We start from the raw sequence: 23,569 nt of genomic DNA on the forward strand, positions 1-23,569 counted from the left end.
AATTCAGACGTCGGAACTGCCAGCCCTGAGCGGCCCGCCCGTGAGCACGACCCTTCTCTTTCACCCTACGCCCGACTCCACGTACGGCTTCCCGAACGCCCGACGGCTCGCGCGCGTCGCATCCCCGCACCAGCAGATCGAAGTCTGGGAAACCCCGCAGCTCGGCCGCCTGTTTACGCTGGACGGCCGGCCGATGACGTCGGTCGGCGACGAGTACGTCTATCACGAGTGCATGACGCACCCGGCCGCGCTCGCGCATCCGTCGCCGCGCCGGGCGCTCGTGCTCGGCGGCGGCGACGGCGGCGCGGCGCGCCAGTTGCTCAAGCATGCGTGCATCGAGCGGATCGTGATCGCGGAACTCGACGACGAGGTGGTCGGGATGGCGCGGCGTTATCTCGACGACGTGCACCAGGGCGCGCTCGACAACCCGCGCGTCGAGGTCGTGATCGGCGACGCCGCGCATTTCGTCGAGTCGACCGTCGAGCATTTCGATCTCGTCGTGTTCGACCTCACGCCGCCCGATTCGCCGGCGGCCGGCCTCTATACGCGCGCGTTCTACGCGCGGCTCAAGCGGATCCTGACGCCGTGCGGCGCGATCTCGATGCACCTCGGCTCGCCGGTGTTCCACGCGGCGCGCATCGCCGCGCTGCTCGACGACCTGCGCGCGAGCTTCGCGGTCGTCGATCCGTTGTCCGCACACGTGCCGCTGTACGGCTCGCAATGGCTGATGGCGATCGCGAGCGACACGCTCGACGCGGCCGCGCTGTTCGCGCACGACATCGACGAGCGGCTCGCCGCCCGCCGCGTCCAGGGCTTGCGCTACTACGACGCGCGGCTGCATGCGTCCCTCTTTGCCCTGCCGCGCGCGCTGCGCGATACACTGGGCGTCCGCCGCTGAGCGTCCGCGCGGCCGCCCCGCTTCCGTCGTTTCATCGCGTCTTCGCTGGATTCGTGATGCACGGCGCCGGCGCGGAACGCCCCGGACGCCGCGCCGCCCCCTGAACGAACGCCGAAGCATGGAATCAGAGCACGTGCCGAAGCGCCCACACAGGAGATTTTCATGACCGATCCACGTCCGGCCAACGTGCCTTGGTTGACGCCCTACCTGGCCGTACGCAACGCGCGCGCGGCCATCGATTTCTTCAAGGCCGCATTCGGCTTCGAGCTGCGCGACATGCACGACGAGGACGGCGCGATCATGCACGTCGAGATGGCCTACCGCGGCCAACTGATCGTGATGTTCGCGCCCGAGGGTGCGTTCGGCTCGACCGCGCTCACGCCGAAGAGCGCGAACGCTACCGCGCCGCAATCGTTCTACCTGTATGTCGACGACGTCGACGCCACCTGGCAGCGCGCGCTCGACGCGGGCGCGAAATCGCTGAGCCCGCCGCAGGATCAGTTCTGGGGCGACCGGTTCGCGCAGATCGAGGATCTCGACGGCTACCGATGGGCACTCGGACACCGTCTCGACGCATGACCCAAACCGCTACACGCATGAACGAAGCCACCACCACTGCGGCCGTGCCGCGCTTTTTCGTCGACGCGGCACTGCGCGCCGACGCCACCCTCGCGTTGCCGGCCGATGTCGCGCGCCACGCGCAGGTGCTGCGCCTGCAGCCCGGCGACGTGCTCGCGCTGTTCGACGGCACCGGCGGCCAGTACCGCGCGCGCCTCGTCGAGATCGACAAGCGCAGCGCGCTCGCGCAGATCGACGCGTTCGACCCGGCCGAAGCCGAGCCGCCCTACCGCGTGACGCTCGCACAAGGCATCGCCGGCGGCGACAAGATGGACTGGGTGATCGAGAAGGCCGTCGAGCTCGGCGTGGCGGCGGTCGTGCCGCTGTCGACCGCGCGCGGCGTCGTGAAGCTCGCCGGCGAACGCGCGGACAAGCGCGTCGCGCACTGGCGCGGCGTCGTGCGCGCGTCGTGCGAGCAATGCGGGCGCAACCGCGTGCCCGACGTCGCGCAAGTCGCCGGCTTCAACGCATGGCTCGATACGCTGCCGGCCGCGCCGGCCGACGGAGAGCTGCGGCTGCTGCTGTCGCCGCGCGCGAGCATCCCGTTCGCGTCGCTGCCCGACGCGCCGCCGGCTGCGACCGTGACGCTGCTGATCGGGCCGGAAGGCGGGCTGTCGCCCGACGAGGAAAATGCGGCACGCGCACGCGGGTTCACCGCGCTGTCGCTCGGGCCTCGCGTGCTGCGCACCGAAACAGCCGGCGCGGCCGTGCTCGCGGCGTTGGCAGCGCGCTGGGGCGGGTGGTGACGCGCGTCAGCGGGCCGCGTTCAACGGCTCGATGTCGATGACGCTGGAACCCTTGAGCGCCGACGCCAGCGCGTCGATGCTGGCCGCATCGGGTTCGAATGTCGTCGCGGTAACCCGCAATCGCCTTGATCAGCGGCCCGCGGTAGCGCAGGTTCATCATCATCTGGACGGCCTGCACGATGCTGATCGGCCGACCGTCGTTCCGGAACGTCGCGGCATCCACCGTGTCGTTCCAGCCCTGGATGAAGCCGCCGGCATCGATCCGCGTGTTCAGGTCGATCCATCGCCGCTTCTTCGCGTCGACGCCGTCGGCCGACGCCTGCATCGCGTCGGCCGCGCGGTTCACTTCGACATCGTGCTGCGTGTGCCATGCGCAGACGCAAAAAAGCCCGCTCGAGGCGGGCTTTTGACGGGTGTTCGCCGAATCGGCCGCTGGCCGACGCGCGCTTACGCGAACGAGTAGAACACGCGGAACGCGACCTTGCGCTCGGCCCAGAATTCGGCTGCCTCGCGGAACACGTCGAGCAGGGTCTCGCGGCCTTCCTTGTCGAACTTCTGCGCGATCGGCAGCCCTTCGAGGACGATCACGAAACCGGGCTGCGCGCCGGCCTTCGCGACGAGGTCGGTCAGCGAGTCGTATAGCGCGTCGTAGTTCTTCCCGAAATGCTTCGGGAACAGGAACGACGTCGCGATCGTTTCCATCACTTCCTGCTTCGACTGCGCGGCGCCGCAATACGCATACAGGAAATGCTGGCCGAGCCGGCTGGCTTCGTCGGCGAGATCCTGCACGCGGAACGCGCGGATCGACTGCACGAGATTGGGTCGCACGGTCGTGAAAAGGCTCATAGGCTCCTCGTTCGATGAAAGCCCGGGCTCGGCTTCCTGTTGCTCCGGCGTACCGCCAGCCTGTGCCGCCGCGTGCAGTTGGATCACGCGCTGAAACAGATTGCCGTCGCCGGCCGCGAACAGTTCCGCCGCCGCCGTTTCGTGCGCGTAGATGGAGTCGCTCATGCCATTCGTCCCGAAGTCATTCAACAATACGTTTAAAACTGTTGTAGTGGTCGCCCGTGTAATAACAGTTGTCGATCCGGCGCAATGGCCCGCCACAGACGATCCGGCGCGCGCCGCGATTGCGGGCACGCGGCGTCGGGACCGTGTACTCATGGTAGTAGCCGCGCTTCGCTTTTGGCAGGATCCGCTCGCGGTTGCCAAACACGACGCCGTCTTTCTCGTACGGATAGGGGCCGCCGGCGCCGATCAGGCCCAGCGTGGTCACGGCCTCGCGCGGAAGACGGGCGGTCGGAATCGTATCGAGCCCGCTCGCCGCCACGTCGGCCGGAACGGCCTCCCGTGCGTAAGCGGCGGAAACCAGACTGCCCGTCGGCGTGCCGACGATACCCATCGCGAACATCGCGAAGACGGACGCGAGCGCGCCGTTGCGGAGCCACTTGCGTGCCATGAACCAGGGTTCCCGCTGTTAAATCAAGTAGTTGACGACCAACAAAGGCGTTAGCGTAGCGTTATTGGCCGCGCGAATCAATGTCCGTTTGGGAATCGAAAGTCTCCCGATACTCGGAATTGCGTATTTTTTACCGAAATCACACTACATTTATCTTACATGGGATAAAATACGAGCGGCATCTCTGCCATGGCAAGACTCTGCCTCCTTGCCACGCTGCTACGCTGAGTGGAGAGAGATGCTGATGTTCCTTGAGGGAAGCGCGTTTGCGCCCTGCCCGCGGCGTGCCCATTGCGGGCACGCCTCTTTTTGCTTTTGTTTACAATTTTCCCGACGCGCCACGCCGGTTCGACCGGCCTGGCGCGTTCGTTTTCGCTCAGCGCGCGGCGTTCACGTCGGCGACCAGCAGCGCCGCCATGTTGACGATGCGACGAACGGTCGCCGATTCGGTCAGCACGTGCACCGGCTCCGCGGCGCCCAGCAGGATCGGCCCGATCGCGATGTTGTTGCCGGCGGCCGTCTTCAGCAGGTTGTACGCGATGTTCGCGGCGTCGATGTTCGGCAGGATCAGCAGGTTCGCGTCGCCTTCCAGCGTCGATTCCGGCAGGATTTCCTTGCGCAGCGCCGCGTCGAGCGCGACGTCGCCGTGCATTTCGCCGTCGACCTTCAGTTCCGGCGCGGTTTCCTGCAGGATCGCGAGCGTATCGCGCATCTTCTTCGCCGAAGGCGCATTGCTCGTGCCGAAATTCGAATGCGACAGCAGCGCGACCTTCGGCTCGATGCCGAAACGGCGCACTTCTTCCGCGGCCATGATCGTGATCTCGGCCAACTCTTCCGGGGTCGGATCGACGTTCACGTGCGTGTCGACAAGGAAAATCTGGCGGCCTGGCAGCACGAGGCCGTTCATCGCCGCGTACACGCTGCAGCCCGGGCGCTTGCCGATCACCTGGTCGATGAAGTGCAGGTGGCGGTGCGTGGTGCTGATCGTGCCGCAGATCATCCCGTCCGCTTCGCCTTTCTTCACCAGCATCGAGCCGATCAGCGTCGTGCGGCGGCGCATCTCGACGCGCGCGAGCTGCTCGCTGATGCCCTTGCGCGCCATCATCTTGTGGTACGTCTGCCAGAAGTCGCGGTAGCGCTCGTCGTGCTCGGTGTTGACGACGGTGAAATCGGTACCCGGCGTGAGGCGCAGGCCGTAGCGCTGGATACGGTGCTCGATCACCGACGGGCGGCCGATCAGGATCGGCTTCGCGAGTTTTTCGTCGACGATGATCTGAACGGCGCGCAACACGCGCTCTTCTTCGCCTTCCGCGAAGACAACACGCTTCTTCTCTTCCGGCGCGGCGCGCGCGATCTGGAAGATCGGCTTCATCGTCGTGCCGCTGTGGTACACGAACTGCTGCAGGTGGACGCGGTACGCTTCCATGTCCTCGATCGGACGCGTCGCGACGCCGCCGTCCATCGCGGCCTGCGCGACGGCCGGTGCGATCTTCACGATCAGGCGCGGATCGAACGGCTTCGGAATCAGGTATTCGGGCCCGAACGACAGATCCTGGATGCCGTACGCGGTCGCGACGATGTCGCTCTGCTCGTGCTGCGCGAGCTCGGCGATCGCGTTGACGGCCGCGATTTCCATTTCACGCGTGATCGTCGTCGCGCCGACGTCGAGCGCGCCGCGGAAGATGAACGGGAAACACAGGACGTTGTTGACCTGGTTCGGGTAATCGGTGCGGCCCGTGGCCAGCACGGCGTCCGGCCGCACTTCGAGCGCGAGTTCCGGCAGGATTTCCGGCGTCGGGTTCGCGAGCGCGAGGATCAGCGGGCGCTCGGCCATGCCCTTCACCATCTCCTGCTTCAGCACGCCGGCGGCCGACAGGCCGAGGAAGATGTCCGCGCCGTCGATCACTTCGGCCAGCGTCCGCGCTTCCGTTTCGCGGGCGAAACGCTCCTTGTCCGGATCCATCAGTTCGGTACGGCCCTTGTAGACCACGCCGGCCAGGTCGGTCACCAGGATGTTCTCGATCGGCAGGCCGATGTCGACCAGCAGGTCGAGGCACGCGAGCGCGGCGGCACCCGCACCGGACGCGACGAGCTTCACCTTCTTGATGTCCTTGCCGACGACCTTCAGCCCGTTCGTGACGGCAGCGGCCACGACGATCGCGGTGCCGTGCTGGTCGTCGTGGAACACCGGAATCTTCATCCGCTTGCGCGCTTCGCGCTCGACGATGAAGCAGTCCGGCGCCTTGATGTCTTCCAGGTTGATCCCGCCGAAGGTCGGCTCCAGCGCGGCGATCACGTCGACGAGCTTGTGCGGGTCCGACTCGTTCAGCTCGATGTCGAACACGTCGATGCCTGCGAACTTCTTGAACAGTACCGCCTTGCCTTCCATCACCGGCTTCGACGCGAGCGGGCCGATGTTGCCGAGACCGAGCACCGCCGTGCCGTTCGTGACGACGCCGACCAGGTTGCTGCGCGCGGTGAAGCGCGCCGCGTTGAGCGGATTCTCGACGATCTCCTCGCACGCATACGCCACACCCGGCGAGTACGCGAGCGCGAGGTCGCGCTGGTTGATCATCTGCTTGGTCGGGGCGATCGCGATTTTCCCGGGGGTCGGGAATTCGTGATAGTCGAGCGCGGCTTCGCGGAGCTTGGCTTTGGAGGAGGCTTGGGTGGACATGTGTCTCTTGACGGGCGGATTAGAATAACTCTTCGACGGCATTGTAGCGCCAATCATCGGCCGCCAGACCGGCGATTCGGGTGCAACAGCCGCGACAAAAATGTACTGGATGGTGCAGGAACGCCGCCGTTCGCCTCGTACAATGCCGTTCCTTCAACCGTTTCGGATACCCGCCGTGCCAGCCGCCCTCTCCGAGTTTTCGCTGATCGAACGCTTCTTCACGCGCCGCGCCGCGCAGGGCGCACGTGCGTCGACGCTCGGCATCGGCGACGATTGCGCGTTGATCGCGCCGCGATCCGGGAAATTGCTGGCCATTTCGACCGACATGCTGGTGGAAGGCCGCCACTTCTTCCCCGACGTCGCGCCCGGCGCGCTCGGCCACAAGACGCTCGCGGTCAACCTGTCCGACCTCGCGGCGATGGGCGCCGAGCCGCGCGCGTTCACGCTCGCGTGCGCGCTGCCGCGTGCCGACGCGGCGTGGCTGGAAGCGTTCAGCAACGGGCTGTTCGCGCTCGCCGAGCGCTACGGCTGCGAGCTGATCGGCGGCGACACGACGAGCGGCCCGCTGAACCTGTGCGTGACCGTATTCGGCGAAGTCGCGCCCGACGCGGCGCTGCGGCGCGATGCCGCGCGCGACGGCGACGACGTCTGGGTATCCGGCACGCTCGGCGACGCGCGCGCCGGCCTCGGCGTCGCGCGCGGCGAATGGACGGCCGGCGCAAACGAAGCGGCCGCGTTCCGGCACGCGCTCGAGTACCCCGAGCCGCGCATCGCGCTCGGCCTGGCGCTCGCGGGCGTCGCGCACGCGGCGCTCGACATCTCGGACGGCCTCGCCGGCGACCTGCAGCACATCCTCGCGCGCTCGAACGTGCGCGCCGAAATCGATGCCGACGCAGTGCCGCGCTCGGCCGCGCTCGCGACACTGCCGCCCGACGTGCAGCGCCGCTGCACGCTGGCCGGCGGCGACGACTACGAACTGTGCTTCACCGCGCCGGCGGCGGCCCGCGCGACGGTCGAAGCGGCCGGTGTGAAGGCCGGCGTGGCGCTCACGCGAATCGGTACAATACGCGCGTTGTCCGCCCCGTCGGAGCAGCCCGCGATCGCGTGGCGCGACGCCGCCGGCGCGCCCCTCGCTCTCACGTTGCACGGCTTCGACCACTTCCATGCAGACTGACCCGACGCCCGCGCACGCCGCGGCCGAGCCCGGCGCCACACCTGGCGGCAACACACCACCGCAGCGCGCGACCGCGCGCTTCATGCTGTCGCACCCGGCGCACGTCGTGTCGCTCGGCTTCGGCAGCGGGCTCGCGCCGATCATGCCCGGCACGTTCGGTTCGCTGTTCGGCTGGCTCACGTTCGTCGTGTTCAGCCGCTACCTGACGGTGCCCGAATGGTGGGCGCTGATCGCGGCCGGCTTCGTGGCGGGCACGTGGCTCACCGGCTTCACCGCGAGGAAGATGGGCACGGCCGATCCGGGCGCCGTCGTCTGGGACGAGATCGTCGCGATCTGGCTCGTGATGCTGTTCGTCACGCCCGCGACCTTCGTCGGCCAGCTGTGGGCGTTCGTCGCGTTCCGCTGCTTCGACATGCTCAAGCCGCCGCCGATCCGCTATTTCGACCGCCGCCTGAAAGGCGGGCTCGGCATCATGGTCGACGACCTGGTCGCCGCGTTCATGACGCTGCTCGTGATCGCCCTGTGGCGCTCCGTCGTCGGCTGACCGATTTCCCGACTCCCGTTTCCCGACGCGCATGCCAACCGATTCCGTCGTCCACCAGCTTGCGATCCGCGCAGGCAACAAGCTGCGTGACGAGCACCTGACGCTCGCCACCGCCGAATCCTGCACCGGCGGCATGATCGCCGCGGCGATCACCGACATCTCCGGCAGCAGCCAGTGGTTCGAGCGCGGCTTCGTCACGTACTCGAACCAGGCCAAGATCGAGATGATCGGCGTGCCGTCCGACCTGATCGACAAGCACGGCGCCGTCAGCGAGCCCGTTGCGCGTGCGATGGCCGAAGGCGCACTGCGCAACAGCCGTGCGCAGGTCGCGCTGTCCGTCACCGGCATCGCAGGCCCCGCCGGCGGCAGCGAGAAGAAGCCGGTCGGCACCGTGTCGTTCGGCTGGAGCAACCGGCTCCATACCGACGTCGAGACGCTCGTGTTCAAGGGCGACCGCGAACAGATCCGCACGCAGGCGGCCGCGCATGCGCTGCGCGGGCTGCTGAAGCTGCTCGACGAGCGCGAGGGCTGAGCGAGCCGGGGGCGCGCGCCGCGCCCCCGCTTGCCCGCTTACTGGATCGCGTCGGGCTTCACGACGATCCAGTTCTTGTCCGCCGTCACCGGCAGGCCGAGCGCCTTCTGCTGCGCGGCCGATTCATCCGACCACGCGCGGATCTGCGCCATCTGCTTGTCCTTCTTGTTCACCCACACGCGCACGCCGCCGCGCGCGACGTCGGTCGCGTTCAGCAGCATGTAGCCGTCGGACGTCGGCGTGTCGCCCGCGACGAGCACCGGCTTCTTCCACTGGTCGATCCAGCCGACGATCGAGCCGAGCTTGCCTTCGTACCACGTCATCGGGTTCATCAGGAACGGCGTGATCACCAGGCTGCGGTTCGCAGCCTCGTCGTACTTGCCGGCCTTGATCTGCAGCCGGGACGTCGTCAGCGCGCCGGTCGCCGGGTTGCGCAGCAGCGTCGTCACGCCGATCACGTTTTGCGGCTTCACGTTGTAGCCGTACTTCGGGTCGGACAGCACGAGCCGCGCGAGCTCCTCGTGCGCGGCCGTCATCACGTAGACGTCGATCCCGTTCTCGCGCAGCGCGTTGTACAGCTCCTGCATCCCGCGGAAGAAGCGCGGGGGGTTCACCGTGCCGTCGACCACCTTGTCACCCTGCCAGTAGCGGATCGGGATCGGCTTGCCGTCGGCGAGCATCGCGTCGACGTGGCGCTTCAGGTCGGCGAGCGACTGCCCGGCAAACGCCTGCGCGATCCACGGGTAGCAGACCAGGTCGTCGATCTCGCACAGCCGGTAGTAATAGCTGGTCAGCGATTCCTTGTAGTCGGCTGAATCCTTGAACGGGATCAGCTTCAGCGACGGATCGAGCGTGTCGCGCGTCAGCACGCCGCGGTTCTCGAGGTACGGCAGCAGCGACTCCTCGAGGTCGTAGCGGTAGGTCGTGTTGTCGGCGTCGAACACCGCGTAGTCGCCGCGGTGCGCGTGCGCGGCGATCATCGCGTTCAGCGCCTTCGCGCTGTCGGCTGGCCAGTGCGAGAGGTCCGCCGCATGGGCGAAGCTCATGCACAGCGATGCGGCAAGCGCGCTCAGAAGACGTCGGGACAGCTTGGGCATGGCGTCGCTCCTTTCTTGACATTTTCGTTACGGATCGATGACAAGCGGCAGCATCGCGCGATTGGCACGCGGGGATGCGGTGCGGAAGCGACCGGAAGTTGTCCGCGAGCGCCAGTGCGGGGGAGCGGAAATAACGAAGGGAAGCGGCCGGGCCCGCGCATGGGGGCCCGCCGGAGCCGGCCGCCCCAACGGGCGCCTGCCCGGACCGCCATTGCAACCGATCAGCGATGCGCGTTGATCGTGTCGCGGGTCTTCTGCGCGGCGAGCGCCGCGGCTTCGGCGAAATCCTCGCCCTTGCTCGCGTACAGGATCGCGCGCGACGAGTTGATCATCATGCCGGTGCCGTCGGCCGTGCGGCCCGCGTTGACGGTCGCCTGCACGTCGCCGCCCTGCGCACCGATGCCGGGAATCAGCAGCGGCATGTCGCCGACGATCCCGCGCACGATCTCGATTTCCTTCGGGAACGTCGCGCCCACCACGAGGCCGAGCTGACCGTTCTTCGCATTCCACTTGTTCGCCGCGAGGTCGGCGACGACCTGGTACAGCGGCCGGCCGTTCGTGTCGAGGAACTGCAGGTCGGAACCGCCCGGGTTCGACGTGCGGCACAGCACGATCACGCCCTTGCCTTCGTGCTCGAAGTACGGCTCGACCGAGTCGTAGCCCATGTACGGGTTCACGGTGACCGCGTCCGCGCGATAACGCTCGAACGCTTCGCGCGCGTATTGCTCGGCCGTGCTGCCGATGTCGCCGCGCTTCGCGTCGAGGATCACGGGCAGGCCCGGATGCTGGAGGTGGATGTGCGCGATCAGGCGCTCGAGCTGGTCTTCCGCGCGATGCGCGGCGAAGTAGGCGATCTGCGGCTTGAACGCGCTCGCGTATTGCGCAGTCGCGTCGACGATCTGCCGGCAGAATTCGAAGATCGCGTCGGGCTGGCCGTCGAACTGCACGGGAAAGCGCGACGGCTCGGGATCGAGGCCGACGCACAGCAGCGAGTTGGTGCGCTGCCACGCGGCGCGCAGCGATTCGATGAAAGTAAGCGGGGAAGACATGGCGGGTACTCGCGGCAAACCGTTGGTAGACCGCGTATTTTACCCGCGTCGCCGGCGCTCCTCGCGCGAAGCGGCATTGCCGCGCGCATCGGCGCGCTCGACGGTGAACGCGAAACGCCGCGTGAGCCGCTCGCCGGGCGCGAGCAGCGTCATCCCGTGCGCGGCCGCGCCGCCCGGCAGGTTCACCGCATTGATCGGATGATCGACCGGCTCGAAGCAGAAGAAATCCTCGCCGGGCGGCGTATAGAGCACGTACGCGTCGGCGTCGGCCGCCACCGTCAGCGACAGCCCGCGGCGCGGCCAGCTCACCGTCGCGTGGCCGCCCCAGCCGGTGAACGCATGATTGACGAGCGCGGCCGGCAGCGGATACGCGACGCCGAACTGCCAGGCCGGCGGTACGCTCACGTGCCGCACCGGCAGGAAATCGGCGCCCGACAGCCACAGCCCGCCGGCGGCCGCGGCCAGTTCGGTTGCGGCATCGCGCACGAGGAACGGATGCACGCCGAGCCCGAACGGCAGCCGCGCGCGCCCCGCGTTCTCGATCGTCAGCGCGATCGACAGCGTCGTGTCGTCGAGTTCGAACGACTGGATCGCGCGGAATGCATACGGCGCGCCGGCGGTGCGATCGAGCGACAGTTGCAGCGACGTGCCGGTCGCCTCGTCCACCTGCCACGGCGCGAGCCAGCCGTCGCCGTGGATCGGCAGCGGCTCGTCGCGGCGATTGCGCGGCACCGCGACGCGGCGCCCGTCGCATTCGAAACGACCGTCGCCGATCCGGTTCGAGTAAGGCAGCAACGGATAGCATGCGAGCTCGTTCGGGTCCGTTGCCGTCTCCGGCTGCTCGCAGCGGCGGAATACCGGCATCAGCGCGCCGTTGTCGCCGCGCCAGTCGAAGCGTGCGATGCCGCCGCCAAGATGCGGCAGCACGTCGAGCCGCAGCGATGCGTTCGACAGCGTGACGGCCGCCCCATGCGCGGCGCCGACGCCCTGCGCGAACGCGGCCGTCTGCGGGCCGGGGCTGACCGGCTGCGCGGCGGCGGCCAGGCGCGCGCGGCGCGACTGGCTGGTGGACGACGATGCGCGCGAGGACGTGGCGGTCATGGTGAACTCCTTTCCTTCGTCGAAGAAACGATGCGGGTCGTGCGAACGGTCAGGCCCAGCCGCCGTCGACGATCACGTCCTGCGCAGTGATCATCCGGCTGTCGTCGGCCGCGAGGAACAGCGCCATCCGTGCGAGATCGGCGGGCAGCAGTTCGGCATCGAGGCACTGGCCGGCCTTGATCGACGCGCGGCCCGCGTCGTCGAGCCACAGCCGGCGCTGCTTGTCGGTCATCACCCAGCCTGGCACCAGCGAATTCACGCGGATACCGAACGGGCCGAGGTCGCGCGCGAGACCGCGCGTGAGCCCCTGCACGGCCGCCTTCGCCATCACGTAGACGGGATAGCCGCCGTTCTTCAGCATCCAGCTGATCGAGCCGAGGTTGATGATCGCGCCGCCGCCCTGCTGCTTCATGTCGTCGATCACCGCCTGCGCGGCGAAGAACTGGTGACGCAGGTTCACCGCGATGCCTGCATCGAACGATTCGGGCGTCACGTCGCCGATCGCGTGGCGCGCGTCGTTCGCCGCGTTGTTCACGAGCACCGCGATCGCGCCGATGCGCGCGCGGATCGCATCGATCGCATGCCGCAGCGCACCGATGTCGGTCAGGTCGCACGAGAGGAACAGCGGCGCGTGACGCACGTTCGGCGCGCGCGCGAGGCTTTCTGCCAGCGCGGCGCCGGCGGCCGCGTCGAGGTCGACGAACGCGACGCGCGCGCCCTGTTCGGCGAAGTGTTCGACGAACGCTGCGCCGATGCCGGTCGCGCCGCCCGTGATCAGCACCGCGCGATCCTCGAGGCTCGGGTAGCGTGCGTAGCGCGCGTGGCTCGCGGTGCGCGGGTCGTGTGCGGAAGTGTCGATGGTCATGCGGTTCGTCTCCGTGAGTGCGGATCGGGTCAGTCGCGGACGCCGCGGTTCTTCAGCTGGTCGAGCAGCACGGCCGCGAGCAGGATCGCGCCGCGCACGAGGTACTGATAGAACGCATCGATGTTCAGCAGGTTCATCACGTTCTCGACGGTGCCCATGATCAGCACGCCGATCACGACGCCCGAGATCGTCGCGCGGCCGCCCATCAGCGACACGCCGCCGAGCACGCACGCGGAGATCACGTTCAGCTCGAAGCCCTGCGCGGCGTTCGGCTGGCCCGACGTGATGCGCGACGCGAGGATCACGCCTGCGAGTGCCGTCACCGCGCCCTGGATCAGGAAGATGTACACGCGCGTGCGTTCGACGTTGATCCCCGCGAGCCGCGATGCCTCGGGGTTGCCGCCGATCGCGAGCGTGTTGCGGCCGTATACCGTCTGGTTCAGCAGCACGCCGAACGCGATGAAGCACAGCAACGTGACCCAGATCGGCAGCGACACGCCGAACAGCGACAGCCCGCCGAGCGCGATGAAGGTATCCGACGACACGCCGACCGCCTGCCCCTTCGACACGATGAAGCCGAGCCCGCGCACGATCTCCATCGTCGCGAGCGTCGTGATCAGCGCATTGATGCGCAGGTACGCGATCACCGCACCGTTCACGAAGCCGATCGCCGCACCGGCCGCAACCGCCGCGACGATCGCGACGAACGTGTTGTCGGTCGCGTTCAGCACCATCGCGCACAGCACGCCGGAGAACGCGACGGTCGAGCCGATCGACAGGTCGAAATCGCGCGACGCGAGACAGAACATCATCGTGCACGCGACCATGCCGATCTGCGAGATCGACAGCGCGAGGCCGAGCATGTTGTCGATCGAGAAGAAGTGATCGACCGTCAGCGACATCGTGATGAACATCACCGCGAAGATCGCGATCAGGCTGTATTCGGTCAGGTGCTGCCACCACTTCTGGCGGTCGCTCTGCTGCGGAACCAGCGCGTCGGCCGTGGGCTTCACGGCGGCGCTGGCCAGGTTTTCGTTGGCTTGCATGATGGTTCTCCTGCTCCTGCATCGCGCGGCCCGCGCCGCGCGTGTTCGATTCGAATGTCGTGTCTCGCGTCAGGCCGCCTCGACCGCGCTCGTCTGCGGCAGCGCGAGGTTCAGCACCGCGTGTTCGTTCGCCTGTTCGCGCGGCAGCTCGCCGGCGATCCGGCCTTCGCGCATCACGACGATGCGGTCGGATACGCCGAGCACTTCCGGCAGTTCCGACGACACCATCACGATCGCGCAGCCGCGCTCCGCGAGCCGGTAGATCACGTCGTAGATCTCGTGCTTCGCGCCGACGTCGATCCCGCGCGTCGGCTCGTCGAGGATCACGACCTTCAGGTCGGGCTCGGCGAGCCAGCGCGACAGGATCGCCTTCTGCTGGTTGCCGCCCGACAGGAAGCGGATCTTCTGGCGCCGGTTCGGCGTCTTGATCTTCAGCCGCTGGATGAAGCGGTCGGCCGTTTCGCTTTCGGCCTTGCGGTTGATGAACAGCCCCGCGCGCAGCGAATGGCGGCGGCAGCTGATGTTGATGTTCTCCGCGACCGACGCGATCGCGATGATCCCTTCTTCCTTGCGGTCCTCCGGACACAGCACGATGCCGTGGCGGATCGCGTCGCCGGTGCGCTTCACGTCGATGCGCGCGCCGTCGAGCGTCAACACGCCCGCGCGCCGGTGATCCGCGCCGTACACGAGCCGCATCAGCTCGCTGCGACCCGCGCCGACGAGCCCGAAGAAACCGACGATCTCGCCCGCGCGCACCGAGAAGCTCGCGGGTTCGCGCAATGCCGGGCCATCGATGCCTTCGGCGGTGAACCGCACGTTGCCGAGCGCGCGCGGCGCGTAATGGTAGATATCCGAAATCTCGCGCCCGACCATCTCGGCGACGAGCCGCTCGCGCGGCACGTCGGCCAACGATTCGTGCGATGCGATCTTGCGCCCGTCGCGGAAAATCGTGCAGGCATTGCACAGCCGATAGATCTCGTCCATCCGGTGCGAGATATAGATCAGCGCACGGCCCTGCGCACGCAGGTCGTCGACGAGCTTGAACAGCACTTCGGTCTCGCGATGCGACAGCGAGCTGGTCGGTTCGTCGAGCGCGATCACGCGCGCATTGCGCATCAGCGCCTTGCAGATCTCGACCATCTGCCGCTGCGCGATCGACAGCCGCCCGAGCTTCGCGTCCGGATCGAGATCGACGCCCATCGCAGCGAGGCGCTCGCGCACGTAACGCTTCGCCTCGCGCTTTCTCACCCAGCCGAACGCATTCGGCAAGCGGCCGAGCAGCAGGTTTTCCGCGACCGTCAGGTCGGGCACGTACTGCAGCTCCTGGTGAATCACCGCGATGCCGGCCGCGATCGACGCGGCCGCACTCGCGAACTGCACGGACTGGCCGTCGACCAGCACGCTGCCCGCATCGGGCTGGTATTCGCCGCCGAGAATCTTCAGCAGCGTCGACTTGCCCGCGCCGTTCTCGCCCATCAGGCCATGCACCTCGCCCGCATGCACGTCGAACGAGATGCCGTCGAGTGCGCGCACGCCGGGAAAGACCTTGCCGATATTGTCAAAACGCAGTGCCGCTGACACGTCGTCTCCCCACTTCCAAATCGATCGACCGCCGGCCGCCGCATCGCCGCAGCAGCCGGCGGGCCGCTTACTTCGACGCGAGCCCCATCTCGTCGCGCACCTTCGACACGTTGTCGCGCGTCGCGAGCATGCCCGTCGTCAGCGTCAGCGCCGGCGGGGCCTTGCCCTGCGTGATCCACGTGTACATCAGGTCCGAGGTTTCCTCGCCATGGCGCTTCGGGCTGATGATCACGGTGCCGTAGAAGCCCGTCGGCTGCGGCTTCTTGAACTCGTTCAGCGCCGAGTCGGAACCGCCGATGCCGATGCCGATCATGTTGTCCGCCTTGAAGCCGCGCCCTTCGGCCGCGCGCACCGCGCCGAGCACGGCCTCGTCGTTCAGGCCGTACGCAACCCAGTGCTTGAACTGCGGGTTCTTCGTGAGCGCGATGTTCGCCGCGTTGAACGCGTTTTCCGTGTCGGTCTTCGCCTGCGGCGCCGCGATCACGTTCGCCTTCGGGAAGCCGGCGGCCACCAGCGCGTCGGTCGCGCCGCTCGTGCGGTCGTGCGCGGTCGGCAACTGCTCGTAGGTGATGTCGATCGCGCCGACGTCCTTCATGTCCCAGCCGCGCTTCTTGATCTCGGCCGCGATGCCGTCGCCGACCTGCTTGCCGATGTTGTACGCGGAGATCCCCATGTGCGGGACCGACTCGATCGGCTTGCCCGCGCCGTCGACGAGGCGGTCGTCGACCGTCATCATCTTCAGGTTGTGCGACTTCGCCTTCGCGACGATGCCCGGCCCGAGCTTCACGTCCGGCGTGCAGATGATGAAGCCCTGCGCCTTTTGCGCAGACAGGTTGTCGATCGCGCTCATCACCTTTTCACCGGACGGCGCACCGATCTTCACGAGCGTGAAGCCCTTGCTCTTCGCCGCCATCTCGGCGAACTTCCACTCGTCCTGGAACCACGGCTCTTCCGGCTGCTTCACGAGGAAGCCGATCTTGACCGGATCGGCCGCGTGCACGACCGGGCTCCCGATCACCACTGCGGCCGCGGCGGCCAGCGTTACGAACGTTCTGCGTTTCATCTCCAGTGTCTCCTTGTTTTCATCGAACAGGATGCAGCCGCTTGTTGGTTTCGACGCAGCGTGCGCGCGGCCGTCGCACGTGCGGTCTTTCGAATCGTTGCGTCAGTCGTGATACAGCGCCGCGCGCCCGCCATCGACGGTGATGCACGCGGCATTGATGAACGGCGCCTCGTCGGACGCGAGGAACACGGCCGTCATCGCGACCTCCTCCGGCCGGCCGATGCGCTTCATCGGCTGCAGCGCGAGCGTCTCGGCGCGCGCGGCGGCCGGGTCAGGCTGCGCGTCCCACCAGTCGCGCGTGAGCTGCGTCTCGATGTAGCCCGGCGCGATCGCGTTCACGCGCACGTTGCGCGCTGCGTATTCGATGCCGAGCGCGCGCGTGAGACCCAGCACACCATGCTTCGCGACCGGGTACGGAAAGCAGCCCGGGATGATCCTGAACGCGTGCGTCGACGCGATGTTCACGATGCTGCCGCGGCCGCGTTCGACCATCCCCTCCAGCGCCGCGCGGCAGCCGTGCCATACGCCGTCGAGGTCGACCGCGAAGCAACGGCGCCAGTCGTCGTCGGTCATCGTCAGCGGATCGGCGAACACGTTGATGCCCGCGTTGTTCACGAGCACGTCGAGCGGGCCGAATGCCGCCTCGGTCTGCGCAAGTGCATCGCGCACCGCATCCTGCCGCGCGACGTCCGCCTGCAGCGGCAACACGCGCGCACCGGCGATGTCACGTGCAATCTCGGCGGCCGTGCGCTGCGCCTGCGGGAAGTCGAGATCGACGAGCGCGACGGCCGCGCCCTCGCGAACGAACGCGCGGGCGATCGCGGCGCCGATGCCTCGGCCCGCGCCCGTCACCATCGCGACCTTGTCCGCGAGGCGGCCCATCATGCGGCTCCGCCGCGCGCGACGCGCAAGCCGGCCAGGAACGCGCGCGCGTTTGCCGCGGTCGCGTCGGCCGACTGGCCGGGGCGGTACAGGGCCGAGCCAAGCCCGAAACCGTTCGCGCCGGCGTTGAGGAACGGTGCCATGTTGTCGGGCGAGATACCGCCGACCGGGATCAGCGGCACCGCACGGTCGATCACCGCGCGCCACGCCTTCACGACCGGCACGCCGAGCTGCTCGGCCGGAAACATCTTCAGCACGTCGGCGCCGTTCGCGAGCGCTGCAAATGCTTCGGTCGGTGTCGCGACGCCCGGGGCGCTCGCGAGGCCGCGCTCTCGCGCGCGCCGAATCACGGCCGTGTCGCTGTGCGGCATCACGATCAGCGTGCCGCCCGCGTCCTGCACGCGGTCGACATACTCGGCGCGCAGCACGGTACCCGCACCGACGACCGCGTCGTCGGGCAGCGCTCGCCGCAGCGCCGTGATGCTGTCGAACGGATCCGGCGAGTTGAGCGGCACCTCGACGATCCGGAAACCGGCTTCGTAAAGCGCATGGCCGTGGTCGGCCGCTTCGTCGGGCGTGATCCCGCGCATGATCGCGATCAGCGGGCACGCGTCGAACGCGCGCATCAGCGCGGCGTGGGGCGCGTACGGTGCGGGCAATGTCAGGTCGGACGGCATCGAAGATTCCTCTGCAAACAGTTCATTGGTCGGCGCAGACAGGCTCGCCATCCGCGCGCACGAGCCCGGCGCGCGACGCGATCCCCCACAGGCCGCGCTCGGTCGCATGCGCGACGACGCGCGCGTGCGGATGGCCGAATTCCTGGAGCGCATCGGCATAGCGCGCACACAGGCCGTCGTCGCCAATCAGCAGCAGCGGCTGGTCCGCGAGCGCGATGCCGCGCTCCGCGAGCATCGCGTCGAGCGCGTTGAGCTCATGGCCGATCAACAGGCCGGACAGGTAGTCGCCCTGCGCGTCGGGCGCAAGCCGGTCGGTCAGGCCGAGCGTGCGTGTGCTGAAGATCGTCGCGAGCAGCCCCGTGTGTTGCGCACCGCGCGCGACCGATACGCCGCGTACGAACGCCGCGCGATCGGGCGACGCGCCGGCACGCATCGTTCGGCCGAGAATCGTGTGGTCGCGCAGCACCGCGAACAGCTCGCCCGTCATGAAGGTCTGGAAGCGCTCGATCAGCCCGTCCCTCACCCACGCCCATTTCGCATGGGTGCCCGGCAGGCCGATCAGTACCCCTGAACGATCGGCGCCAAGCATGGGATCGCTCGCGAGTGCACCGAATATCTGCGTTTCTTCACCGCGCATCACGTCGGGCAATTCGCCCGTGGCGATGACGCCAGGCACGATCGAGATCGTCGTGCCGCGCGACGTCGTCACCGTGATGAGGCCCGCGACGAGCGCGTCGGCGCCGGCCGGCACCGCGACGTACGGCGCCTCGCGCCAGCCCTGCGCGCTGCCGACCATCCCGGCGGCGAGCACCGGCAGGCCCGGCGTGCGGTCGAGCCAGTCGCCGCACGCTTCCTCGAACACCGCGTCGAACGCGCGCGCGCCGCCACCGGGCACCTGCATGACGCCCGCCGCGCGGCTGCGCGTGTCGATGAGCGCGCCGTGCGCGTCGTACAGATACGCGCGCAGCGACGTCGTGCCCCAGTCGAGCGCGATCAGCGACGGGGTAGCGGAACTGGCATCCGGAACGGGCCGGGTCGAAGTCGTCATCGTTTGATCCTGCGGGTACCCTGCGGCGGGCTCCAGCCCAGTTCCGCGGAAATGGCTCGTGCTTCGCGCTGCACGAGCGGAATCAGTTCGTCCATCCGATCGTGCGACATGTACGGAATCGTGCTCGCGACCGACACGGCCGCGACGATCGCGCCCGATGCGTCGCGGATCGGTGCGGCCACGCAGCGGATCGACGCCTCGTTTTCCTCGAGATCGAACGTATAGCCGCCGGCCGCGTAATGCGCCATGCGCTGCAGGAACGCGCTCGTCTCGGGCCGGTTGTCCGGCTTGAAATTGACGCCGGCGAGCGCACGCCGGGCGGCCTCGAACAGCGAGCGCCACGTGTCGGGATCGGTGTCGAGCATCATCGCCTTGCCGATGCCGGTCGACGCGAGCGGCATCCGGTGGCCGACGCGCGAGCGCATCTCGAGGCCGCGCGTACCGGGAATCTTGTCGATGTACAGCACGTCGTCGCCGTCGCGCACGCCGAGATGGATCGTGTCGAGCGTCGCTTCCGCGAGCGCCTCGAGATGCGGGCGCGCCACCGCGGTGAGCGGCATCTGCTCGAGCGCAATCGTGCCGAGCTCGATCAGCTTCGGGCCGAGCAGGTAGCCGCCCTGCACCTGGCGCAGGTAGCGCGCCTGCACGAGGCTGCTGACGAGTCGGTGCGTGGTGCTGCGCGTCGTGCCGAGCGCGGCGCCGATCGCGCGCATGTCGCGCGCGCCGTTCGCGATCGCCTCGAGGATCGCAAGGCCGCGCAGCAGCGTCTGCGTACCGGCCTGCTGCGCAGCGAGATCGAGCGGCGTGCTGGTCGCGCCGATGCTGTCGGTCAGCGACGCTTCGACCGGCGTCGCGCGCCGGGCGTCGAGGGCAAGGGAGTCGGGCATCTTGGTCATGGGGCGGGCTTCTTCAACGGAACCGGTGAAGCCGTTCGCGCGGTGCCGGAACTGCGTCCGGCATCGCGACGAGGCGGCGGTCGATGCACCGTGTAAAGCGCCCGGCGAACTTCATGGAAGGTGTCTCCGTGTGCGTCGGGCGCCGCGCGATGCGTGGGTCCGAAGCTGTCGATGTGCTTCGGATTGTAGGAGCGCACGCACTCGTCTCCAATATTTGAATGCGTTGTCCAGATAATGAGAATTCGGCAAGAATCCGCCGCGGGCGCGACGTAACGACGTCGCCATGTGCACGGGGGCGGAACCCGCCGTGTCGCAGGTTCCGCCCCCGTTTGCTCACCGCGCGCCGCGCTTACTGCTGGCTCGTGCTGCGTGCCTGCATGTAGCGCTGTACGTCCGCGAACGACACGCGGCCGTTGCCGCCCGAATCGATCTGCCGGAAGTGGTTCGCGACATAGCCGAGGCCGGCCGCGCGGGCCTGCGACTCGGTAATCGAACCCGTGTTCTGCGCGTCGGCCGCGCTGAACTGGCGCGCAAGCTTGCGCACTACCTGCGCATGCAACGCGGCGCCCGTCGTCTGCGTGCCGGCGGTCGGCTTGCGCGCGGCCGGCGGCACGTACGGATCGCCGAGCTGCGCCTGGCGCGCACGCGCCGGTGCGGCGTCGCTCGCCTGCGCGAACGCGGATACGGATGCTGCGGCGCCGACACAGGCGAGCGCCGCGGCAACGACGATGAAACGATTCTTCATATCAGGCTCCAGTCTGGAATGAGGTCGTCGACGGCCGGCGAGGCGCCACCGCGGGCGCGCGCCGCCGGCCTGGCGCAGCATCAGTGCGCGGCCGCGTTGTAGAAGGTCACGAGGTCGGCTTTCTCCTGCGGACGCGACGTATCGTCGAGGTAGACCATGTGTCCGCCCTGATAGTCCTTGATCGTCAGGTTCGGTTGCGTCCCGAGCCGTGCGAGGTCGAGCTCGGTCTGGTAGAACGGCGTCGCGATATCGTGATACCCGTTCAGCGACAGCACCTTCAGCTGCGGATTCAGCGACAGCGCCGCGGCCAGATCGGGAATCGTGTCGGGCATCGCGAGGCCGTCGTGCGTCCAGTCCCACGTGTTGATCGCATTGCTGCTCAATGAATACGCCGACTGCGCGGTGTACTTCAGCTCGTTCGGCAAATAGCTGCCGATCGTGTCGGTGAACGGCTTCGTGATGAACGAGCTCGACGGATCGCCATCCGCCGCAAGCGGGCTCGACACGGGCACGTTCACGCGCGCGTCGTAGCGGCCGATCAGCGTGCCCGGGATCAGCGACAGCTGGAAGCTGTTGTCGAAGAAGGTCGGGATCACGTTGAAATCCGCATTCCACAGCGACTGCTTCACGCCGGTCGAATTCACCATCGTCGTGACGAGGCTCGGCGGCGGCGGCGTATGGCTCGCCAGGTATGCATTCACGGCAGGCGCATAGCTGCCGGCCGTCAGCAGGCGCATCTGGTCCGCGTACTGCGGCAGGCTCGACGGGTTCGGGTTGTCGAGCTGGTAGTACGCGCCGACGGTGCCATAGGACGGCACGAAGCCCGCGCAACTCACCGGGCTCGACCCGTTGTTCGAGTTGCCGATGTAGTCGCTCGCCATGTCGCAGTTCGTGTTGTAGTTCAGGATCGACGACTGCAGCACGATGCCGTCGAGCTTCACGCCGGCCGTCTCGAGCAGGTTTGCGAGCACGTCGGTGCGCGGCGTGCCGTACGATTCGCCGAACAGGTATTTCGGCGAAGCGCTGCGCTGGTTCACGGCCAGGTAGCGCGTGACGAAATCGCGGAACGCGCCGCCGTCCTGGTCGACGCCCCAGAACGTCTGGTTCGTGTTCGGCGCGATCGCTTCGGAGAAGCCGGTGCCGATCGCGTCGACGAACACGAGGTCGGTCGTGTCGAGCAGGCTTTCCTGGTTGTCGACGAACGGGAACGTCGATGCATTCGCGTTCGGGTCGCCCGTCTGGATCCGCCGCGGGCCGAACGAGCCGAGGTGCAGCCACACCGATGCCGAACCGGGGCCGCCGTTGTACAGGAACGTGACGGGCCGCTTCGCTGCGGGCTGGTTGTCGGCCGTATAGGCGACATAGAAGAACGATGCTTCGAGCGCGCCGGTCTGCGGATTGCGCGCGACGAGGTGGCCGGCCGTGGCCGTGTAACGGATCGTCTTGCCGTTGAGTGTGATCTGGTGATGCGTGACAGCGGCCTTTTCAACCGCGGCGGAGGCGTCGAGCGACGCGTTCGCGCTCGACGAATAACTGTTCGGATCGTTGTACGCCCTGTCCACCTGGCTGGCGGGATCGGCTGAATTGTCGGCGCTGGCAGCAGCGGACGATGTCACGTCGTCGTTGCAGGCCGTCAGAATCAGCGAAGAAAACACCACTCCCAACAACAGCTTCGCTTTGCTCGCTGGCATCGTTGCTTTCCTTCTCTCGGATGTTTTTTGTGTCGAGCAGCCGGATAAGCCGCCCCCCGCCTCGATCGCGGCCGATAAGCCGAGGCGCTGGCCAATATACGCGAGCCCGTCAGCTTTGAAAAATTTTGAAATATTTGGCTGGCGGAGGGTGCGGCGCACACCTTTCAGGAATGCTTCGAATCGTGAAACGTTGCATTTCACGTGCCTTTCACGGACTTTCGCGTTTACCCGGGAATACTAAAAATTCCTGAATTTCGTGCCATATCGGCTAACAAAATCAGACGACGCGCGGGATTGCTCAGCAAAACGAAATAGACGAATTCGTCTAAAGGATGTGGCCCGAAATGCGCGCGACACGAATGCGCTGCAGCGCACAAACGACCCGCGAGCGGCGCATGGGCGGTGAAACGGTCAATGCAACGGCGCGAGCGCGCCGTTCACTCCGATTGCGGCAGCTCGGCCGCACCCATCCGGCGGGCAATGACTGCCGCGCGCTGCGCCTGGTAGGCCGAGCCACGGTGCGCGTCGAACCAGCGCGGCTTGGGCAGCATCACCGCGAGACGCGCCGACTGCCACGCGCCGAGCCGGCTCGCGGGAATCCTGTAGTAATAGCGTGCGGCCGCTTCGGCACCGTACACGCCGCGTCCCCATTCGACGGAATTCAGGTAGATCTCGAAGATCCGCTCCTTGTCGAGCACCGTTTCGAGCATCCACGTGATGATGAGCTCCTGCCCCTTGCGGATGTAGCTCTTCTCGCGTGACAGGAACAGGTTGCGCGCAAGCTGCTGCGTGATCGTCGAGCCGCCCGCGACGATCCGGCCGCGCGCCTTGTTCTTCTCCCATGCCTGCAGGATCGCGTCGACGTCGTAGCCGTTGTTGGTCGCGAAGGTCGAGTCTTCCGACGCGATCAGCGCGCGCTTCAGGTTGCGCGAGATCTGGTCGTACGGCACCCACTGGTGCTGGATCTGCGCGGGTGGCTTGTCGCGCGACAACCACCACGCGTCGGTGCGCATGAACGCCGTCGAACCGGGATTGATGAACGACCACAGCGCGATCTGCGCGAGATAGAACAGCTGCGTCGCGAGCCATGCACCCGCGAACACCGATCCCGCATAGACGATCCAGCGGGTCGGGCTCACCGTCCGCGTATGCTGCGTGCCGCTCACCGCCACCACGTGCC

Annotated in this window: 24 protein-coding genes; 7 read left to right on the forward strand and 17 right to left on the reverse strand. The window is 67.6% G+C overall.

Features of this window, described 5'->3' with window-relative positions; translation table 11 throughout:
* The first annotated feature begins 40 nt into the window (after positions 1-40).
* The 4 genes from speE (at position 41) to B7G54_RS38800 (ending at position 2,725) form a co-directional block, all read left to right on the forward strand.
* Positions 41-898: a polyamine aminopropyltransferase gene (gene speE / locus B7G54_RS29435; protein ID WP_085042227.1), complete on the forward strand. Its 858-nt coding sequence runs from the start codon at positions 41-43 to the stop codon at positions 896-898.
* 162 nt (positions 899-1,060) lie between these two features.
* A complete protein-coding gene (locus tag B7G54_RS29440) occupies positions 1,061-1,477 on the forward strand; it encodes a VOC family protein (protein ID WP_085042228.1) in 417 nt (138 codons plus the stop codon).
* Positions 1,478-1,494: 17 nt separating this feature from the next.
* Positions 1,495-2,262 (forward strand): 16S rRNA (uracil(1498)-N(3))-methyltransferase, encoded by a 768-nt coding sequence (locus B7G54_RS29445; protein ID WP_085042229.1) that lies wholly within the window; start codon positions 1,495-1,497, stop codon positions 2,260-2,262.
* 37 nt (positions 2,263-2,299) lie between these two features.
* Entirely contained in the window at positions 2,300-2,725 is a 426-nt protein-coding gene (locus B7G54_RS38800) for a hypothetical protein (RefSeq protein WP_133059232.1), read from the forward strand.
* Here the strand turns inward: B7G54_RS38800 and B7G54_RS29455 are convergent.
* The 3 genes from B7G54_RS29455 to B7G54_RS29465 form a co-directional block, all read right to left on the reverse strand.
* The gene (locus B7G54_RS29455; protein ID WP_085042231.1) at positions 2,710-3,273 is read right to left on the reverse strand and encodes a barstar family protein; all 564 of its coding nucleotides are present in this window, start codon (positions 3,271-3,273) and stop codon (positions 2,710-2,712) included. The two genes, B7G54_RS38800 and B7G54_RS29455, sit on opposite strands and share 16 nt — an antisense overlap.
* Before the next feature lie 16 nt (positions 3,274-3,289).
* Positions 3,290-3,721 (reverse strand): guanyl-specific ribonuclease, encoded by a 432-nt coding sequence (locus B7G54_RS29460; RefSeq protein ID WP_031398890.1) that lies wholly within the window; start codon positions 3,719-3,721, stop codon positions 3,290-3,292.
* 376 nt (positions 3,722-4,097) lie between these two features.
* Positions 4,098-6,440 carry an NADP-dependent malic enzyme gene (locus B7G54_RS29465; protein WP_279628092.1) on the reverse strand — a complete coding sequence of 781 codons (2,343 nt, stop codon included), beginning with the start codon at positions 6,438-6,440 and terminating at the stop codon, positions 4,098-4,100.
* Between the two features lie 100 nt (positions 6,441-6,540).
* On the opposite strand from B7G54_RS29465, the gene thiL reads away from it, so the two are divergent.
* From thiL to B7G54_RS29485, 3 genes are read left to right on the forward strand one after another with little or no spacing between them, the layout of a single operon-like run.
* Positions 6,541-7,572, forward strand: a complete 1,032-nt coding sequence (thiL, locus tag B7G54_RS29475; RefSeq protein ID WP_106409043.1) for a thiamine-phosphate kinase — start codon at positions 6,541-6,543, stop codon at positions 7,570-7,572.
* The gene (locus B7G54_RS29480) at positions 7,562-8,116 is read left to right on the forward strand and encodes a phosphatidylglycerophosphatase A family protein (protein ID WP_085042234.1); all 555 of its coding nucleotides are present in this window, start codon (positions 7,562-7,564) and stop codon (positions 8,114-8,116) included. Before thiL ends, B7G54_RS29480 begins: the two co-directional genes overlap by 11 nt.
* A gap of 31 nt (positions 8,117-8,147) precedes the next feature.
* Complete coding sequence (locus tag B7G54_RS29485; RefSeq protein WP_085042235.1) at positions 8,148-8,648, forward strand: CinA family protein; 501 nt, start codon at positions 8,148-8,150, stop codon at positions 8,646-8,648.
* A gap of 38 nt (positions 8,649-8,686) precedes the next feature.
* Here B7G54_RS29485 and B7G54_RS29490 read toward each other — a convergent pair whose 3' ends face one another.
* The 14 genes from B7G54_RS29490 to mtgA all read right to left on the reverse strand — a co-directional run bounded on the left by B7G54_RS29490 (position 8,687) and on the right by mtgA (position 23,564).
* The gene (locus B7G54_RS29490; protein WP_085042236.1) at positions 8,687-9,745 is read right to left on the reverse strand and encodes a phosphorylcholine phosphatase; all 1,059 of its coding nucleotides are present in this window, start codon (positions 9,743-9,745) and stop codon (positions 8,687-8,689) included.
* 221 nt (positions 9,746-9,966) lie between these two features.
* Positions 9,967-10,794, reverse strand: coding sequence for an orotidine-5'-phosphate decarboxylase (gene pyrF, locus B7G54_RS29495; RefSeq protein WP_011350899.1), 828 nt, complete (start codon positions 10,792-10,794; stop codon positions 9,967-9,969).
* A gap of 39 nt (positions 10,795-10,833) precedes the next feature.
* Complete coding sequence (locus B7G54_RS29500) at positions 10,834-11,895, reverse strand: aldose 1-epimerase (RefSeq protein ID WP_085042237.1); 1,062 nt, start codon at positions 11,893-11,895, stop codon at positions 10,834-10,836.
* A 49-nt stretch (positions 11,896-11,944) separates the two neighbouring features.
* A complete protein-coding gene (locus tag B7G54_RS29505; protein ID WP_085042238.1) occupies positions 11,945-12,760 on the reverse strand; it encodes an SDR family NAD(P)-dependent oxidoreductase in 816 nt (271 codons plus the stop codon).
* Between the two features lie 29 nt (positions 12,761-12,789).
* The gene (araH, locus tag B7G54_RS29510) at positions 12,790-13,806 is read right to left on the reverse strand and encodes an L-arabinose ABC transporter permease AraH (RefSeq protein ID WP_085042239.1); all 1,017 of its coding nucleotides are present in this window, start codon (positions 13,804-13,806) and stop codon (positions 12,790-12,792) included.
* 69 nt (positions 13,807-13,875) lie between these two features.
* Entirely contained in the window at positions 13,876-15,387 is a 1,512-nt protein-coding gene (gene araG / locus B7G54_RS29515) for an L-arabinose ABC transporter ATP-binding protein AraG (protein ID WP_085042240.1), read from the reverse strand.
* Between the two features lie 67 nt (positions 15,388-15,454).
* Positions 15,455-16,450, reverse strand: coding sequence for an arabinose ABC transporter substrate-binding protein (locus tag B7G54_RS29520; RefSeq protein WP_085042241.1), 996 nt, complete (start codon positions 16,448-16,450; stop codon positions 15,455-15,457).
* A 102-nt stretch (positions 16,451-16,552) separates the two neighbouring features.
* Positions 16,553-17,332 (reverse strand): SDR family oxidoreductase, encoded by a 780-nt coding sequence (locus tag B7G54_RS29525; RefSeq protein ID WP_085042310.1) that lies wholly within the window; start codon positions 17,330-17,332, stop codon positions 16,553-16,555.
* The gene (locus tag B7G54_RS29530) at positions 17,332-18,009 is read right to left on the reverse strand and encodes a 2-dehydro-3-deoxy-6-phosphogalactonate aldolase (protein ID WP_085042311.1); all 678 of its coding nucleotides are present in this window, start codon (positions 18,007-18,009) and stop codon (positions 17,332-17,334) included. Before B7G54_RS29530 ends, B7G54_RS29525 begins: the two co-directional genes overlap by 1 nt.
* 22 nt (positions 18,010-18,031) lie before the next feature.
* Complete coding sequence (locus tag B7G54_RS29535; RefSeq protein WP_085042242.1) at positions 18,032-19,057, reverse strand: 2-dehydro-3-deoxygalactonokinase; 1,026 nt, start codon at positions 19,055-19,057, stop codon at positions 18,032-18,034.
* Complete coding sequence (locus B7G54_RS29540; RefSeq protein ID WP_085042243.1) at positions 19,054-19,953, reverse strand: IclR family transcriptional regulator; 900 nt, start codon at positions 19,951-19,953, stop codon at positions 19,054-19,056. The genes B7G54_RS29535 and B7G54_RS29540 overlap by 4 nt, the downstream gene beginning before the upstream one ends.
* A gap of 349 nt (positions 19,954-20,302) precedes the next feature.
* On the reverse strand, positions 20,303-20,698 hold the full coding sequence (locus B7G54_RS29550) for an EF-hand domain-containing protein (protein ID WP_085042244.1): 396 nt from the start codon (positions 20,696-20,698) through the stop codon (positions 20,303-20,305).
* A gap of 80 nt (positions 20,699-20,778) precedes the next feature.
* On the reverse strand, positions 20,779-22,389 hold the full coding sequence (locus B7G54_RS29555; protein WP_085042245.1) for a S10 family peptidase: 1,611 nt from the start codon (positions 22,387-22,389) through the stop codon (positions 20,779-20,781).
* A 437-nt stretch (positions 22,390-22,826) separates the two neighbouring features.
* Positions 22,827-23,564, reverse strand: coding sequence for a monofunctional biosynthetic peptidoglycan transglycosylase (gene mtgA / locus B7G54_RS29560; protein ID WP_085042246.1), 738 nt, complete (start codon positions 23,562-23,564; stop codon positions 22,827-22,829).
* Between the last annotated feature and the right edge of the window lie 5 nt (positions 23,565-23,569).

Origin of the sequence: Burkholderia puraquae (genome assembly GCF_002099195.1) — a bacterium.
In the GTDB taxonomy this organism is placed as follows: Bacteria; Pseudomonadota; Gammaproteobacteria; order Burkholderiales; family Burkholderiaceae; genus Burkholderia; species Burkholderia puraquae.